Origin of the sequence: Thioclava pacifica DSM 10166 (assembly GCF_000714535.1) — a bacterium.
GTDB lineage: Bacteria > Pseudomonadota > Alphaproteobacteria > Rhodobacterales > Rhodobacteraceae > Thioclava > Thioclava pacifica.
Genome location: NZ_AUND01000012.1, coordinates 184422 through 199913 on the forward strand (window position 1 = coordinate 184422; position 15492 = coordinate 199913).

The following is a 15492-nucleotide window of genomic DNA, read 5'->3' on the forward strand; positions in this document are numbered from 1 at the left end:
AACAAGACGACAAACCGCGCCCGCGCGGCCGTTCGCACATGCTCGCTCTCTGACCACACCGGGCCGGAGGCACGCGATGGAACGACAGGCACCTCTTCCCGCGTATGGGGAGGAACGAGCATGAGACCGCAAGGCGGCTGGATCGCCGCCCATATTGCGCATCGCGGCGCGCATCGCTTCGACGATCACCGGCTGCCCGAGCTTATTGCGCAGGGCACCTTGATGCTCGAATTCACGCTGATGCGCGGCGAAGAGGCGCCGCTACCGCTGATCCACCTCAACCAGCGCGAGGGCTGGCGGGACTTCCTGTCGCTTCAGCTCGATGCCGAGGGGCGCATCGTGATGGCCCAACGACGCGGCGACGCGGTTCATGCGGTCTCACTTGATGCGACACAGGAGCGGCTCGCGGGCGGACAGATGCGCTTGAGCTGGCGCTGGGACGGTCCGGGCCGTGAAAGCCTGCTGACGCTCGAAGCGTTGGATCTCGGGACGATCCGCCAGCAGGCGGGCCTCGCGCCCTTGCCGCTGACACGTGCCGAGATCGTGGCGCTGGCGCAAGGGTCGGGCGCCGCAAGGATCGGCCCGCGCGTGGACTGGCTCGCGATTGGCGATCACCTTCAACCCGTCGGTCCTGCCGCCTGTTTCGCCCCCGCCACGCCGATCGAGACGCCGGACGGGCCACGCCCTGCCGCCCATCTGCAAGCGGGCGATCTGGTACTGACCGCCGATGCCGGTCCGCAGCCCGTGCTCTGGTCAGGCCGCGTCACCCTGCCCGCACTCGGTCATCTGCGCCCGGTGAAGCTCTGCGCCCCGGTCTTCTCGCGGACGCGCGACCTCTGGGTGATGCCGCAGCATCGCGTGGCGCTCGAGGGGCCGTCGGTCGATTTTCTCTTTGGCCTCGACGAAGTGCTGATCGCCGCCGGGGATCTGGTCGATGGCTGCGCCGCGCTGCAACCTGATCGTCCAAGCCTGTTGAGCTGGCAGGGGATCTTGCTTGAAGACCATCACCTGTTGAGCGCCGATGGCTGCAAGATCGAGAGCCTGCATCTGGGCCGTCTCGCCCGCCAGCCGCTTCTGGCCGCAACGACCGCGCTTGCACCGCTGGTGAAGGACGGCCGGCTGCCGCTCCATCGCAAGCCGGTGCGCAAGATCGTACATGGGTATGAGGCCAAGACGCTGGCCTCGGCGCGGCGGCAAGGGCTCCGGCCTTTCGTGGCCTAGCCCATCAGCGCCCGGCGCAGCAGGTTCGCCCCGGCGAGCCCCAGCAGGATCAGCGTCCAGCGCCGGAAGCGCACCGGGTCAAGCTTGTCCTGCGCCTTGAAGCCAAGCTTCATCCCGGCCAATGCGGGCAGCACCATCAAGAGCGACAATGGAATTGTCTGCGCATTCAGCACGCCCGAGACCAGATGCGAGCCGGTCAGGATGATCGCGCCGGTCAGGAACACCACGCCAAGGATGCGCACGGCCTCCTGTTTCGGGGCGTCGATCGAGATCAGGTAGATGATCAGCGGCGGCCCCCAGATCCCCGAGATCCCGCCATAAAGCCCGCCGATGATACCCAGAACCGTCTCGGTCACGGCGCGATGGCGGGTCGGCACGGTGATCTGGCGCCCCGATATCTGCCAGATCGCGAAGGCGACGATCGGCCCACCCAGAAGCGCATACATCAGCGCCTGCGGAATAATGTCGACCAGCGTGGCGCTGACAGGGATGAAGACGATGATCATCGCGATGAAGAGCCGGTAGCGACTGACCGAGCCAAGTGCCGCGCGTACGCCCTGCCGGAAGGCCTGCATCACGTTGGTCACCAGCGTCGGCAGGATCAAAAGCGCCAGAGCCTGATGCGGCGGTAGAAAAGAGGCGAAGCTCGACAGCATGATCATCGGCATCGCGAATCCCACCGCGCCCTTCACGAAGCCCGCGAAAAGCGTGACGCCCAATGCGAGCGCGACCTGCCAGAGTTCCAGTCCGAACATGCACCTATCTCCCCTGACGCGGTTGTATCCGGGCGCGCGAGGCTCTGCATCCCGATTTTGCGGCGTACAAACGAGCAGATTTCAGGGCGTTGCGACATTTTCAGTCGCGCAATACATATGCCGCGAATTTTTATTGCGCTGCGACTGCGAAATATCTAGACAGGCTGCAACCGCAGAATAAGGAGCCGACTCATGGCACATGATGGGGCCGATATGCCGACGACGATCATTCTGGATGACCTTCTCGCTCTGACCGAAGCGAGCCTTCCCGAGCTGGAAACACTGGTGGCCGAGGCGACCGCAAGCCTGCGCGCCGTCACCGAAAAAGACGGTCGTATCTCGGGCGCGCTTCTTGAGGAAAACCAGTACCGCGCCCACGGCCTTGCCTGGCTGACCACCTACCAGCAGTCGCTCAAGCAGCTCCATGCCTGGGCCGCGCGGCTCGTCGAGGAAGCCAAGTTCGGCGAGATGGAAAAGCTGATCGTGCAGATCGGCTTCGGGGAATATCTCGCGCAGATCGCCGGCGGCATCCAGATGAACCAGGGCGAGATGGTGCGCCTGGCCGATATGGGCGTCAGCTGGACGCCCTCGGAGGCTGCGGCCAGGCTGATCGCACAAGGCAATTCGAACGCCGCACGTATGCGCCTGGTCGAGTTGATGCGCGACGTTCAGGGCCGTTCGGTGTTCGGCAATTCCGGTCTCGACGAAGAGCTCGAGATGATCCGCGAGCAGTTCTACCGCTATGCCGAAGACCGCGTGAAGCCGAACGCGCATGAATGGCACCTGAAGGACGAACTGATCCCGATGGAGATCATCGAGGAACTGGCCGAACTCGGCGTCTTCGGCCTGACCATTCCGGAAGAATATGGCGGGCTTGGCCTGTCGAAAGCCTCGATGGTCGTCGTGACCGAGGAGCTGTCGCGCGGCTATATCGGCGTCGGTTCGCTCGGCACGCGCTCCGAGATTGCCGCCGAACTGATCATTTGTGGCGGCACCGAGGAGCAGAAGCAGAAATGGCTGCCGGGTCTCTCGACCGGCGAGATCCTCTCGACCGCCGTCTTCACCGAACCCAATACCGGCTCGGATCTGGGCAGTCTGCGCACCCGCGCGGTCAAGGATGGCGACGACTGGGTGATCACCGGCAACAAGACCTGGATCACCCATGCGCAGCGAACCCATGTGATGACCCTGCTGGCGCGCACCGATCCCGCGACCGACAATTACAAGGGGCTGTCGATGTTCCTGGCGGAGAAGACGCCGGGCACCGATGACAATCCCTTCCCCACCGAGGGCATGACCGGCGGCGAGATCGAAGTGCTGGGCTATCGCGGCATGAAGGAATACGAGCTTGGCTTCGACGGCTTCCGCGTGAAGGGCGAGAACCTTCTGGGCGGCGAAGAAGGCAAGGGCTTCAAGCAGCTCATGGAGACGTTTGAATCCGCCCGTATCCAGACCGCTGCCCGCGCCGTGGGCGTGGCGCAATCGGCGCTGGAAATCGGCATGCAATACGCGATCGACCGCAAGCAATTCGGCAAGTCGCTGATCGAGTTCCCGCGAGTGGCCAGCAAGCTCGCGATGATGGCGGTCGAAACCATGATCGCCCGCCAGCTGACCTATTTCTCGGCCTGGGAAAAAGATCACGGCCATCGTTGCGATCTGGAAGCTGGCATGGCGAAGCTTTTGGGCGCGCGCGTGGCTTGGGCGGCGGCGGACAACGCGCTGCAGATCCATGGCGGCAACGGTTTCGCGCTGGAATACCAGATCAGCCGCATCCTGTGCGACGCGCGCATCCTCAACATCTTCGAGGGCGCCGCCGAGATTCAGGCACAGGTCATCGCGCGGCGTCTGCTGGGGTGAGTGCCGTCTCGGAGAGGCTCGAGTGGAGCCTCTCAGGCACGAACGCGCTGCCCGTGGCAGCGCCGGGCTGATCGCGACGCAGACTCTGAACAGGAAACCTGTCGCCCCGAAGGCGGCAGGTTTTTCATTTCCAAAGGCAGCTACACGCCCGGGGCGACTAGCCCCGGGCAGCGCCCGACCTCCCCCCGGGAGGGCGCTATTGCATTTTCGCAAATGGCTCGCGCGTTCGGCGGGGTGGAGGGATAAAGCGCCGTATGAAAACCGTGGGCCCGCGCCCACCCGAGGTCGGGCGCGGCCCTCCTCGCTTCCCCCGGAACCACTCGTATTCCGTCTCCTATTTGACTTCCCGCCCCGCGCCACCATCTGAACCGCAAGGTTCAGGCACAGGGAGAGGCGCATGGCCCGCAGGATTCTCGTCACCGGCATCACCGGCTTCATCGCGAAACGCATCGCCTATGACCTGCTGGCACAGGGCGAAACGGTGCGCGGCACGCTGCGCAAGGCCAGCCGGGGCGAGGAAGTGCGCGCGGCGCTGGCCGATCTTGGCCCCGAGGCGCTCGACCGGCTTAGCTTTATCGAAGCTGATCTGATGTCGGACGCGGGCTGGGCCGAGGCATTGGAGGGGATCGATGCGGTGATCCACACCGCCTCTCCCTTCCCGATCACCAAGATCAAGGACGAGCGCACGATCATCGCCCCGGCCGTCGAAGGCACGCGGCGCGTCCTCTCGACGGCACAGGCGGCAGGCGTGACGCGCGTGGTGCTGACCTCATCCATGGAAGCGGTGATGCACGGCGTCACATCGGATCCGATGACCGAGACGGACTGGTCGAACCCGAAGGCGCCAACTTGCAGCGCCTATACCCGCTCGAAGATCTTCGCCGAAGAAGCGGCCTGGGAATTCATCGAGGATCATCACGAGATGGAGCTGACGGTGATCAATCCCGGCCTCGTCTGCGGCACACCGATGGATCGCCATACCGGCTCCTCGGTCGAGGTGATCGAGCGGCTGATGGCGGGCAAGGATCCGGCTGTACCCGAGTTCGAACTTCCGGTTGTCGATATCGCGGATGTCTCGGCCTGTCATGTGGCTGCGCTCGACGCGCCTGCCAGCATCGGTCAGCGCTATATCTGCGCGGAGCGTTTTGTCTCCTTCCCCGACATGGCGCGGACACTGAAAGCCGAATTTCCCGACCGTCGAATCCCAACGCGACGCGCGCCGAACTGGCTGGTCGGGGCGCTGGCGCTGTTTGACAGTCAGATTGCCCTGATCAAACCGATGCTTGGCAAGAGGATGCGGCTCAGCCACGCGGCCGCAGCCCGCGATCTGGGTATGACCTTCGTACCCGCGGAGGAAGCGGTTCTGCGCACCGGGCGCTTCCTCGCCGCGAAATAGCCGTTGCACGGCGGGCGCAGGCGCGCCAAACCTTCCCGAAAAGGGAGATGCCGATGATCCGCGACGCCCGCCCCGAAGATGCCGAGGCCATCACCGAGATCTACAATGATGCGGTGCGCAACACGACCGCGATCTGGAACGAGATCGAGGTCGATGCCGAAAACCGCCGCGCCTGGATCGCGGAGCGGCAGGGCGCGGGCTATCCGCTGCTGGTCTGGGAAGAGGACGGGCGCGCCGTGGGCTATGCGAGCTTCGGTCCCTTCCGCCCCCATGACGGCTATCACCTGAGCGTCGAACATTCCGTCTATGTCCACCGCGATCACCGCTCGGGCGGCAAGGGGGCGAAAATGATGGAGGCTCTGATCGAACGCGCCAAAGAGGGCGGCTTCCACGTCATGGTCGGCGCGATCGACGCCGCCAATAGCGGCTCGATCCGACTGCACGAACGTTTGGGCTTTGCCCATGTCGGGTTGATGCCGCAGGTTGGCAAGAAATTCGGGCGCTGGCTGGATCTGGCGCTGCTTACGCTGCTGCTGGATGATCGCGAACGGCCGTGAGCTCCACGTGGGCTTCTAAGAGCTAGCCCGGGGCAACCAGCCCCGGGCCGCGCCCGACCCTCCCCCCGGGAGGGCGCATTGGCGATGTCATCGTGGGTTCGAGCGACTTGCGGGCTTTCTAGATAAAGTGCCAAGCCACAAGCGAAACAAAGCGCCCACCCAAGGATCGGGCGCTGCCCTCCTCTCAACTCACCCCATCCGCCCCAGCAAATCCACCAACCGCTGCCGCGCTTCCGGCAGGGGCCGATCGCCCAGATCCGGCGCCATCCGTTCGCCAAGGAAAAACCCGGTCAGCCGCAGCCCCTGCACGATCTCGGCCAGGCTCGCGGGCCCCTGTCCCAGCAGGCATAGCGGCAAGGGCAGGAGCTTTGGCGCCCACTCGCCTGCCCCCGCACGGCTCACCGCCCGGCCCGAACGCGGGCTGACATAGGCGAGATCGTCGCGCGAGCCGGTCACCGCGCAGGAGGACAGATCGAGCCCGTAGCCCATCTCTTCCAGCAGCCCCAATTCCCAACGCAGATAGAGCGGCACCCAGTCCCCGCCCTCGGCCATCGCGTCGAACAAGGCCTCTGACGCGGCGAACAGCGCGTCATGGGGTTCGCGTTCGGGCAGGGTGAAGCGCAACAGCGCCGTAGCCGCGTTCAGCCCAGCCAATGCCTGCCGATCCGACAGGATCACCGCGCGGCTTTGCAGCGGCTCGAGCGTGTAGCTGCCCAGATGATCTTCCAGCCGCGCGCGCCATGTCGCCATGACCCGGTTTCCCGGCTGCAACATCCCGGCCATCTTGCGCGAGGCCCCGCCGCGCACCACCCCCGCATGACGCCCATGCGCGGCAGAGAACAGCTCGACGATCATCGAGCTTTCCCCATGCGGGCGTGCAGAGAGGATCGTGCCGTGGTCTTGCCAGTCCATGCGCGGACTATCCGTGTCGTGACGTTGCGGCGCAAGCGGCTTCGTGAGTTGCGCGCGCGCCCGGTGCCGCTCTAGCGTCTCGCCATGACACGCGCATCCTATCTTCTGGCGGCCCTGATCGCCCTGATCGAGCTGACCGCTTTCGGGGCGAGCTTCGCCAACAACCTCTCGGTGCATCCAAACGCGGCGGTGCCGCTGGGCGTGCTGTGGCTGATGTTTCGCTATTTCACGATCTGGACGAATACGCTGGTGGGGCTGGCCTTCGCCTGGATGGCGTGGAAGAAGCGTTATCTGTCACGGCCCTTCCTCGCGGCGCTGGTGCTGTGGATCCTGATCGTGGGCGTGGTCTATCACCTGCTGCTCGCGGGCAATGAGCCGCTCTACGGGCTCGATTACCTGTCGAACCTGCTTTATCACACGATTGCGCCGGTGCTGGTGCCGATCTGGTGGCTCGCGCTGGCTCCGAAAGGGTCGCTGAACTGGCCCCATGCGGCGCTCTGGCTGCTCTGGCCGCTGGTCTATCTGGTCTATGCGGTGATCCGGGGGCTCGAAACCGGTTCCTACCCCTATTTCTTCCTCAACCTCGACAAGCTTGGCTGGGACGGGCTGGCGCTCTGGTGCGTGAAGTTCCTTGTGGCCTTCTGGATCGGCGGCTTGCTGATCGTGGCACTGGGGCGCGGGCTGAAACGGCTCGGCCTCAGCCGCTGAGCCCCTCTTCGTCGAGAAGCGTGCGCCCGTCGCGGCTTTCGATCTCGATCACCCACAGGTCCGGGTCGAAACTGCGCTGCTTGCGGATGCTTTCGTCTACCTCGGCCTCGGGCCCGTCATGCAACAGCATCCAGACGCTTTTCCCGGTCATAAGATCCGCGCGCCGCTCGTAGCTTTGCGCGGTGCCGTCGAGCCGCGCGCATTTCACCATCACGGCGCCCGAGGACGCCTGACCATGCGCGGTAACATAGGCGGGGATATTGGCCAGCTCCAACCGCTTGAGATAGGCGCGGACCCAGAAATCCGTGGTCAGCCGCGCCTCGCTCATCACTTCGAGTCCTTGAAATCGAGCCCCATTTCCGAATAGCGCTCGGCCTCTTCCAGCCAGTTCGGGCGCACCTTCACCTGCAAGAACAGGTGCACGGGCCGGTCGAGAAACGCGATCATCTCCTCGCGGGCGGCTTTCGAGATCGCCTTGATCGTCTCGCCGCCCTTGCCGAGGATGATCCCCTTGTGACCGTCGCGAGCGACATAGATCACCTGGTCGATCCGGGCCGAGCCATCCTTGCGCTCTTCCCATTTCTCGGTCTCCACGGTGAGCTGATAGGGCAGCTCTTCATGCAGGCGCAGGGTCAGCTTCTCGCGGGTAATCTCGGCGGCGATCATGCGCAGCGGCAGGTCGGCGATCTGGTCTTCGGGATAGAGCCACGGGCCCTCGGGCATCTCGCCTGCGAGCCATTCCTTGAGGTCCTGCACGCCGTAGCCGCGCTCGGCCGAGATCATGAAAGTCTTGGCGAAGTCGAAGGCCTCGTTGAGCTTCGAGGTCAGGCCCAGCAGCGCCTCGGATTTCACCTTGTCGATCTTGTTGATCGCAAGCGCCACGGGCTGGGACCCCTCACGACCACGCAGAGCCTCGAGAATGCTCTCAACCCCAGGTGTGATCCCGCGATGGGCCTCGACCAGCAGCACGATCATATCGGCATCGGCCGCCCCGCCCCAGGCCGCATTGACCATCGCGCGATCGAGACGGCGACGCGGGCGGAAGATGCCGGGCGTGTCGACGAAGACGATCTGGCTTTGCCCTTCCATCGCGACGCCGCGAATACGGGCGCGGGTCGTCTGCACCTTATGGGTGACGATCGAGACCTTCGCGCCCACCATCGCGTTGAGCAGCGTGGATTTGCCCGCATTGGGCTCTCCGATCAGGGCGACGAAACCGGCGCGAGTGGTCATCTGCAATCCTTCTTGTGCGATACGGGCGCGGAGGTAGCGTATTACGCCGCGTGATGCCAGTCATCATGTTGTTGTAGGCAAGTGACGAGGGCCGCGCCCGAGCCTTGGGTGGGCGCTTTGCTACCTCAGTGGTCTGCGCTTTATCTCAAAAGCCCGCAGGTCGCGTGAACGCGCGAGACATCGCCAATGCGCCCTCCCGGGGGGAGGGGTGAGCCGGGATTGAGCGGCCTTCCAGTGGAAGGACGCCCCGGCGAACGCCTGAGCTTCGCGAAGGCCGGACGGGCGCGGCCCGGGGCTGGTCGCCCCGCGCCAGTTCGGTCCTTCAGCCTTCGAGCCGCTTCAAGAGAGCCTTTGCCGCCGCCATCTCGCCCTGACGCTTCGAGCCGGCCTTGGCGGTCTCGCGCGCACCATTCTCGAGCGTCACTTCGATCGTGAAATTCGGAGCGTGATCGGGACCGTCGCGATGGGTGATCTCGTAACGCGGTGGCGGCAAGCCGCGCGCCTGAGCCCATTCCTGAAGCGCGGTCTTGGGGTCGCGCGCATCTTCCTCGACGCTCTCCAGACGATCCTGCCAGAGCTGCAGCACAAGGTCGCGCGCCGCCTCGAACCCGGCATCGAGATAGACCGCGGCGATCACCGCCTCCATCGCATCCCCCAAAAGCGCCATCTTGCGCCGCCCGCCGGTCATCATCTCGGACCGGCCAAGCTTCAGCGCCGCGCCGAGGTCGATCGCCCGGGCCATATCGGCACAGGCCTCCTTGCGCACCAGCGCATTGAAGCGCGGGGCGAGCTGGCCCTCGGAAGCGGACTTGTCGGCTAGAAACAGCGCCTCTGCCATTACCAGCCCGAGCACCCGGTCACCCAGAAACTCGAGCCGCTGGTTGTCGGGGCGGGTCGGCGTGGAGATCGAGCTATGCGTGAGCGCGCGCAAAAGCAGCTCGGGCCGTTTGAATGTATGCCCGAGACGCTCTTCGAAAGCCTTGATCTCCGCGCTCAGCTTCAATTGATCGCCTTGAAGAACCGGTCCGGACGCCAGGTCCAGAAGTAGAAGAGAGAGCGCCCCGCCGAAGAGAACATGATCCGGTCCGCGCGGCCGATCAGGTTCTCGGCCGGGACAAATCCGAGCCCGCCCACCGATTGCGGGAAGCGGCTGTCCTCGGAATTGTCTCGGTTGTCGCCCATGAAGAAATACATCCCCTCCGGCACGGTATAGACCGGGGTGTTGTCCACCGGGCCATTCTCGTTGATCTGGAGGATGTCATGCGTCACGCCATTGGGCAGCGTTTCCTTGAAGCGCTTCTTGAGGCAGGTATCGCCCATGCCCACCGGCGCGTTCGTGCAGCGCGGCAGCAGCCCTTGCGGTCCCTGCCGCTCCATCACCTCCGCGAAATCGGTTTCCGGCTGCATGCCCACGGCCTTGCCGTTGATCTGCAGAACGCCGTCGATCATCTGGATCTGGTCGCCCGGCAGGCCGATCAGACGCTTGATGAAATCGACATTCTTGGTCGGATGACGGAACACCACCACGTCGCCGCGCTCGGGATCGCTGGCAAGGATGCGGCCCGAGATCGGGCAGGCCGAGAAGGGGCAGGAATATTTGGAATAGCCGTAGGCCATCTTGTTCACGAAGAGGAAATCGCCGATCAGCAGCGTGTCCTTCATCGAACCCGATGGGATCCAGAAGGGCTGGAAGAACAGGGTACGGAACACGCCCGCAATCACCAGAGCCCAGACGATCGTCTTGACCGTATCGAGGATACCGCCCTCGGAGTTCTTCTTCGCCATGTTGTTCTTACCCTGCCTCAAAAATCCCTGCCTGAATACGCGGCCTCACGCCCGAGTCAAGAAAGCTTGCGGGCCTCGATCACGACGAAGGCCTGCGCCCAAGGGTGGTCATCGGTCAGCGTGACATGGATGATCGCCTCGTAACCCTCTGGCGTCATTTCCTTTAAGCGATCCGCGGCCCAACCCGTGACATGCATCGCCGGCTGCCCGGTTGGCAGATTCGTGACCGCCATGTCGCGCCAGGAAATCCCCATCCTCAAGCCCGTCCCGAGCGCCTTCGAGCAGGCCTCTTTCGCCGCCCAGCGTTTCGCATAGGTACCGGCCACATCCTTGCGCCGCTCCGCCTTGCGCTGTTCGGTCTCGGTGAAGACCCGGTTGCGGAAGCGATCCCCGAAGCGTTCGAGCGTGCGCTCTATCCGCTCGATATTCGCCAGATCCGTGCCGATTCCGAGGATCATGGAGCACGCTCCGCCGTGATCTCCTCGCTTGCAAGCGGCAACAAAGCCAGTCCGGCACAGATCACGATCTTCAGGCCCCCGCGCATCCCTTCACCCCTGCTCGCTCTGACGCGCGAGCGCCTTGAGCTGCGTGCGCGCGCCAAGGCCAAAGAAAATCCGGGTCGTGAAGAACAGCACCAGAAGTATCACCGCCATCATTGCGGCGAAAATCGCGAATACGCCCGGATCCATCATCCCGGCCATCTCGGACTGGAGATCGGGAAAGACCACGAGGAAACCCGCCGTCAGGGCGAGTGTGGTAAGAACCAGAAGGCCAAAGGCGATAATGGTGAAGCGCCAGCTCTCGGGCTTCTCCGGCCCGCGGCCAAATCGTTTCACGAAACTGCTCCCCGAGAGATGGGCGGCGATCATCGACGGGATGATCGAGACAGCCGAACTGATGATATCGAAGCCGGTCACGGCCTCGATCGCCATCAGCACAAGCGGCAGCCCGATCGTGAGACCAATGAACCAGGCCAGATAGGTCAGGTAGATTGTGCGCATCCGCTCAGCCCCGCGCCGCGTCCATCAGCTTGCGCATATGCTGGATCGCAGGGCCGAGGCCCACGAAAATCGCCTCGGCGATCAGGAAATGACCGATATTCAGCTCGCGAACCTGTTTCATCGCGGCGATCGGCTCGACCGTCTCATAGGTGAGCCCGTGACCCGCATGAACCTCAAGCCCAAGGCTGTCCGCATAAACGGCGCCGGCCTTGAGCGCCTCGAGCTCGGCATCGCGCGCATCGAATTTGCCTTCGTAATGCAGGTCGCAGTAATGGCCCGTATGCAGCTCCACCACCTGCGCACCGATCTTGGCCGAGGCCTCGATCTGAGCCGGATCGTGGCCGATGAACATCGACACGCGGATGCCCGCCTCGACCAGCGGGCCGACGAAATCACCCAGCCGCGCGACATCGCCCGCCACGTCCAAACCGCCCTCGGTCGTCACCTCCTGCCGCTTCTCGGGCACGATGCAGCAGGCATGGGGGATGTGACGCAGCGCGATCGCCTGCATCTCGGGGGTCGCGGCCATCTCGAGGTTGAGCGGCACCTTGATCCCCGCCATCAGAGCCTCGATATCGGCATCGCGGATATGGCGACGGTCTTCACGCAGATGCGCCGTGATCCCGTCTGCACCCGCCTCTTCCGACAGCAGCGCGGCGCGCAGCGGATCAGGATAGGCCGAGCCGCGGGCATTTCGCACGGTCGCGACGTGATCGATATTCACACCAAGGCGCAAGGGTTTGGGCATTTTTGCCTCCGCATCGTTACGCGCCGGAGTATGCCCGCAGGCTTAAGCGGGGGGAAGGGCGCGATTGTATCGGTCTCAGAACGGGACGGGCGCGGTGAAGGTCATGTGCTGGCCGCCATCGGGATGGCGAAAGCGCAGGGTCTCGGCATGAAGCATAAGGCGCGGGAAATCTTGCGCCGCCCCTTCCGCATAAAGCGGATCGCCGAGGATCGGGTGGCCCAGCTCGGCCATATGCACCCGCAACTGGTGGCTGCGCCCCGTTACCGGCATCAGCCGCACCCGCGTCGTGCCATCCTCAAGGCGCATCACCCGCCAGTCGGTCTGGGCGGGGCGCCCGTGCTCGTGATCCACATGCTGGCGCGGCCGGTTCGGCCAATCGACGCAGAGCGGCAGATCGACGCGCCCCTCCTTTTCAGCCAGCTCGCCCCAGAGCCGCGCCTGATAGGACTTCTTCGTCTGGCGCTTCTCGAATTGCAGTCCGAGATGACGCTGCGCATGAGGGGTCAGCGCGAAGACCATCACGCCGGACGTATCGGTATCGAGCCGATGGACCAGCAGAACCTCGGGATAGATGCCCTTGAGGCGCGAGATCAGGCAATCGGCCTTGTCCGGCCCCTTGCCCGGCACCGAGAGAAGCCCCGCCTGCTTGTCGACCACGAGGATCTCGTGATCGGCATGAAGGATGCGCGGGGCCTCCTGTGGCGGGTCATAGACATATTCCATGCGCGGGGGATGCACCGCCCCCGCGCGGCGGTCAAGTCAGAGCGCGCCGAACACGTCTTTCAGAATGCCTTCCAGCGCCGATGCATCCTCTTGAGTGAAAGCGTCAGGCTGGTCGCTGTCGATATCGAGCACGCCGATCAGCCCGCGCCTCGCGTAGACCGGGATGACCAGCTCCGAGCGGGTGGAGCTGGCGCAGGCGATATGGCCGGGGAAGGCCCCGACATCGGGCACGAGCTGCGTGCGCCCCTCGCGCGCCGCCGCCCCGCAGACCCCGCGTGCAAACGGGATCACGAGGCAGCCATGCCCGCCCTGATAGGGACCGATCTTCAGCAGTTCCGGCTCGGTCACGCGATAGAACCCCGTCCAGTCGAACCGGTCATCCGCGTGGTGGATCTCACAGGCGAGCGTCGCCATCAGCGCGACCTCGTCAATCTCGCCCGCGGTTAGCGCCGCGATGCGTTTGGCCAGATCCGAGTAATCGACCCTCATGGGCGTTCGATTGCGATGGCCGTGCCCTCGCCCCCGCCGATGCAGATCGCGGCCACGCCGCGCGTGAGCCCGCGCTTTTCCAACGCGTTCAGCAGCGTCACGATGATCCGCGTGCCCGAGGCCCCGATCGGGTGACCCAGCGCGCAGGCGCCGCCATTCACGTTCACCTTCTCATGCGGGATATTCAGCTTGTGCATGAAGGCCATCGGCACGACCGCGAAGGCCTCGTTGACCTCCCACAGATCGACATCCTCGACCGACCAGCCGAGCTTTTTCAGCAGCTTCTCGGCGGCAGGCACCGGGGCGGTCGGGAAATCGGCAGGCGCCTGCGCGTGGCTCGCATGACCCAGAATGCGCGCCCGGACAGGCCAGCCTTCCGCCTCGGCCACGGCTTGCGAAGCCAGCACCAGCGCCGCCGCGCCATCCGAGATCGAGGACGAATTCGCCGCCGTCACCGTGCCATCCTTGCGGAACGCAGGCTTGAGCTGCGGGATCTTGTCGGGGCGCGCATTGCCGGGCTGCTCATCGACCGCGACGACATGCTCGCCCTTGCGGGTCTTCACCGTGACCGGCGTAATCTCGCCCTCGAAAGCGCCCGACTTGTCGGCCTCCAGCGCCCGGCTCAGCGAGGCCAGCGCGTAATCGTCCTGCGCCTCGCGGGTGAACTGGAACGCCTGCGCGCAATCCTCGGCAAAGGTGCCCATCAGGCGGCCCTTGTCATAGGCATCCTCCAGCCCGTCGAGGAACATGTGGTCGATCACCTGGCCATGGCCCAGTCGCGCGCCCGAGCGCATCTGCGGCAGCATGTAGGGCGCCTTGGTCATGTTCTCCATCCCGCCCGCGATCATCACCCCGGTCTGCCCCAGGGCGATCTGGTCATAGGCGACCATCGCCGTTTTCATCCCCGAGCCGCACATCTTGTTCAGCGTCGTCGCGGGCACTTCTTCGCCTAGGCCTCCGGCGAACCCGGCCTGCCGCGCGGGCGCCTGACCCTGCCCCGCGGGCAGCACGCAGCCCATCAGCACTTCCTCGATCCGCGAGGGCGCAACGCCCGCGCCCTCCAGCGCCGCCCTGATCGCAGCGCCGCCCAGATCCGCCGCGCTCACATCGGCAAAAACACCCTGCATTCCGCCCATCGGGGTGCGCGCCGCCCCCACGATCACCACGTTTTCCATCTCGTCCTCCCGAAAATCTGCCTCACGGATACCGAATGGTAAGTATTGGCGTCTAGCCTCGATCTCGAATTCGCTTTGCGGGAGCCCAAGATGAACCTGTCTGCCGAAGCCTGTGAAGGCGCGCTCGTCGTCCACGTGGGGGAGGCGCGCCTGGATGCCGCGATCGCGCTCCGGTTCAAGGAACGGATGCGGGAAGTGACCGCGCAACCCGGTGGGCGCGTCCTTCTCAACATGTCCAAGGTGGAGTTTCTCGACAGCTCCGGGCTAGGCGCTGTAGTGGCGGTGATGAAATCGCTCGCCCCGAACCGACGGCTCGAACTTTGCGGACTGACGAGCAATGTCGACAAGGTCTTCCGCCTGACCCGCATGGATTCGGTCTTCGCGATCTATCCGGACCTCGCTGCAGCGCTGGAAGGGGGACGAAAATATGCCTGAGCCGGCTCTCTCGCAGCGCCCGATGCATGGCGAGGCGCCACCGGGCGAACCGCGCATCTTCCATCACAGCTTTCCCGCGACTGCGATGGCCGTGCGCGATGCGCTGCGCTCGGCACTTGCGCGCTTCATCCGGGTGATGACCGAGGAAGAGGCCGGGACGCTCGAACTGATCCTGGCCGAAGTGCTCAACAACATCGTTGAACACAGCTATCGCGACAGCGGAAAGGGTCATGTGACGCTCTCGATCGTTCGGGACGGCCGTGGGCTGAGTTGTTCGGTCAGCGATGACGGAATCGCATTGCCGCCCGGCTGCCTCGGCCCGGAGCCGTCGAACGGAAGCGACCGCCCCGATCCCGAGAGCCTACCCGAAGGCGGCTTCGGCTGGTTCCTGATTCGCGATCTGGCCACCGATCTCGGCTATCACCGGGAGGATGGGCGCAACCTGCTCGCCTTCCGCCTCCCCATCGCGCCACTGGGTGAGCGGCGGACGAATTGAA

General features: G+C 64.7%; 19 protein-coding genes. 7 read left to right on the forward strand and 12 right to left on the reverse strand.

Annotated features, from left to right (window positions below; all coding sequences use genetic code 11):
• Window positions 1-120: 120 nt before the first annotated feature.
• Window positions 121-1221, forward strand: a complete 1101-nt coding sequence (locus tag TP2_RS17930) for a Hint domain-containing protein (protein WP_051692284.1) — start codon at window positions 121-123, stop codon at window positions 1219-1221.
• On the opposite strand, the gene TP2_RS06680 is transcribed toward TP2_RS17930, so the two are convergent.
• Window positions 1218-1976, reverse strand: coding sequence for a sulfite exporter TauE/SafE family protein (locus TP2_RS06680; RefSeq protein ID WP_038075110.1), 759 nt, complete (start codon window positions 1974-1976; stop codon window positions 1218-1220). The genes TP2_RS17930 and TP2_RS06680 overlap by 4 nt on opposite strands.
• Before the next feature lie 192 nt (window positions 1977-2168).
• On the opposite strand from TP2_RS06680, the gene TP2_RS06685 reads away from it, so the two are divergent.
• The 3 genes from TP2_RS06685 (at window position 2169) to TP2_RS06695 (ending at window position 5786) form a co-directional block, all read left to right on the forward strand.
• On the forward strand, window positions 2169-3833 hold the full coding sequence (locus TP2_RS06685) for an acyl-CoA dehydrogenase family protein (RefSeq protein ID WP_038075114.1): 1665 nt from the start codon (window positions 2169-2171) through the stop codon (window positions 3831-3833).
• A 397-nt stretch (window positions 3834-4230) separates the two neighbouring features.
• A complete protein-coding gene (locus TP2_RS06690) occupies window positions 4231-5229 on the forward strand; it encodes an NAD-dependent epimerase/dehydratase family protein (protein ID WP_038075117.1) in 999 nt (332 codons plus the stop codon).
• Between the two features lie 53 nt (window positions 5230-5282).
• The gene (locus TP2_RS06695; RefSeq protein WP_038075118.1) at window positions 5283-5786 is read left to right on the forward strand and encodes a GNAT family N-acetyltransferase; all 504 of its coding nucleotides are present in this window, start codon (window positions 5283-5285) and stop codon (window positions 5784-5786) included.
• Window positions 5787-5975: 189 nt separating this feature from the next.
• On the opposite strand, the gene recO is transcribed toward TP2_RS06695, so the two are convergent.
• A complete protein-coding gene (recO, locus tag TP2_RS06700; RefSeq protein WP_038075120.1) occupies window positions 5976-6698 on the reverse strand; it encodes a DNA repair protein RecO in 723 nt (240 codons plus the stop codon).
• Window positions 6699-6782: 84 nt separating this feature from the next.
• On the opposite strand from recO, the gene TP2_RS06705 reads away from it, so the two are divergent.
• Complete coding sequence (locus TP2_RS06705; protein WP_038075123.1) at window positions 6783-7406, forward strand: Pr6Pr family membrane protein; 624 nt, start codon at window positions 6783-6785, stop codon at window positions 7404-7406.
• Here the strand turns inward: TP2_RS06705 and TP2_RS06710 are convergent.
• The 10 genes from TP2_RS06710 to TP2_RS06755 form a co-directional block, all read right to left on the reverse strand.
• Window positions 7396-7734, reverse strand: coding sequence for a DUF1491 family protein (locus TP2_RS06710; protein ID WP_038075126.1), 339 nt, complete (start codon window positions 7732-7734; stop codon window positions 7396-7398). The two genes, TP2_RS06705 and TP2_RS06710, sit on opposite strands and share 11 nt — an antisense overlap.
• Window positions 7734-8639 carry a GTPase Era gene (gene era / locus TP2_RS06715; RefSeq protein ID WP_038075131.1) on the reverse strand — a complete coding sequence of 302 codons (906 nt, stop codon included), beginning with the start codon at window positions 8637-8639 and terminating at the stop codon, window positions 7734-7736. The genes TP2_RS06710 and era overlap by 1 nt, the downstream gene beginning before the upstream one ends.
• Window positions 8640-8961: 322 nt before the next feature.
• The gene (rnc, locus tag TP2_RS06720; RefSeq protein ID WP_038075134.1) at window positions 8962-9642 is read right to left on the reverse strand and encodes a ribonuclease III; all 681 of its coding nucleotides are present in this window, start codon (window positions 9640-9642) and stop codon (window positions 8962-8964) included.
• Window positions 9639-10424: a signal peptidase I gene (gene lepB / locus TP2_RS06725; protein WP_038075136.1), complete on the reverse strand. Its 786-nt coding sequence runs from the start codon at window positions 10422-10424 to the stop codon at window positions 9639-9641. Before lepB ends, rnc begins: the two co-directional genes overlap by 4 nt.
• A gap of 56 nt (window positions 10425-10480) precedes the next feature.
• Complete coding sequence (gene acpS, locus TP2_RS06730; protein ID WP_038075140.1) at window positions 10481-10882, reverse strand: holo-ACP synthase; 402 nt, start codon at window positions 10880-10882, stop codon at window positions 10481-10483.
• 90 nt (window positions 10883-10972) lie between these two features.
• Window positions 10973-11425: an ABZJ_00895 family protein gene (locus TP2_RS06735; RefSeq protein WP_038075143.1), complete on the reverse strand. Its 453-nt coding sequence runs from the start codon at window positions 11423-11425 to the stop codon at window positions 10973-10975.
• Between the two features lie 4 nt (window positions 11426-11429).
• On the reverse strand, window positions 11430-12173 hold the full coding sequence (locus tag TP2_RS06740; RefSeq protein WP_038075145.1) for a pyridoxine 5'-phosphate synthase: 744 nt from the start codon (window positions 12171-12173) through the stop codon (window positions 11430-11432).
• A 75-nt stretch (window positions 12174-12248) separates the two neighbouring features.
• Window positions 12249-12896 carry an RluA family pseudouridine synthase gene (locus TP2_RS06745; protein ID WP_038075148.1) on the reverse strand — a complete coding sequence of 216 codons (648 nt, stop codon included), beginning with the start codon at window positions 12894-12896 and terminating at the stop codon, window positions 12249-12251.
• A 36-nt stretch (window positions 12897-12932) separates the two neighbouring features.
• The gene (locus tag TP2_RS06750; RefSeq protein ID WP_038075151.1) at window positions 12933-13385 is read right to left on the reverse strand and encodes a GAF domain-containing protein; all 453 of its coding nucleotides are present in this window, start codon (window positions 13383-13385) and stop codon (window positions 12933-12935) included.
• Window positions 13382-14560 carry a thiolase family protein gene (locus tag TP2_RS06755; RefSeq protein ID WP_038075156.1) on the reverse strand — a complete coding sequence of 393 codons (1179 nt, stop codon included), beginning with the start codon at window positions 14558-14560 and terminating at the stop codon, window positions 13382-13384. Before TP2_RS06755 ends, TP2_RS06750 begins: the two co-directional genes overlap by 4 nt.
• 90 nt (window positions 14561-14650) lie before the next feature.
• Here TP2_RS06755 and TP2_RS06760 point away from each other — a divergent pair, with 90 nt between their 5' ends.
• Window positions 14651-14995, forward strand: a complete 345-nt coding sequence (locus TP2_RS06760; RefSeq protein WP_038075159.1) for an STAS domain-containing protein — start codon at window positions 14651-14653, stop codon at window positions 14993-14995.
• Window positions 14988-15491, forward strand: coding sequence for an ATP-binding protein (locus TP2_RS06765; RefSeq protein WP_051692285.1), 504 nt, complete (start codon window positions 14988-14990; stop codon window positions 15489-15491). The genes TP2_RS06760 and TP2_RS06765 overlap by 8 nt, the downstream gene beginning before the upstream one ends.
• The last annotated feature ends 1 nt before the right edge of the window (window position 15492 follow it).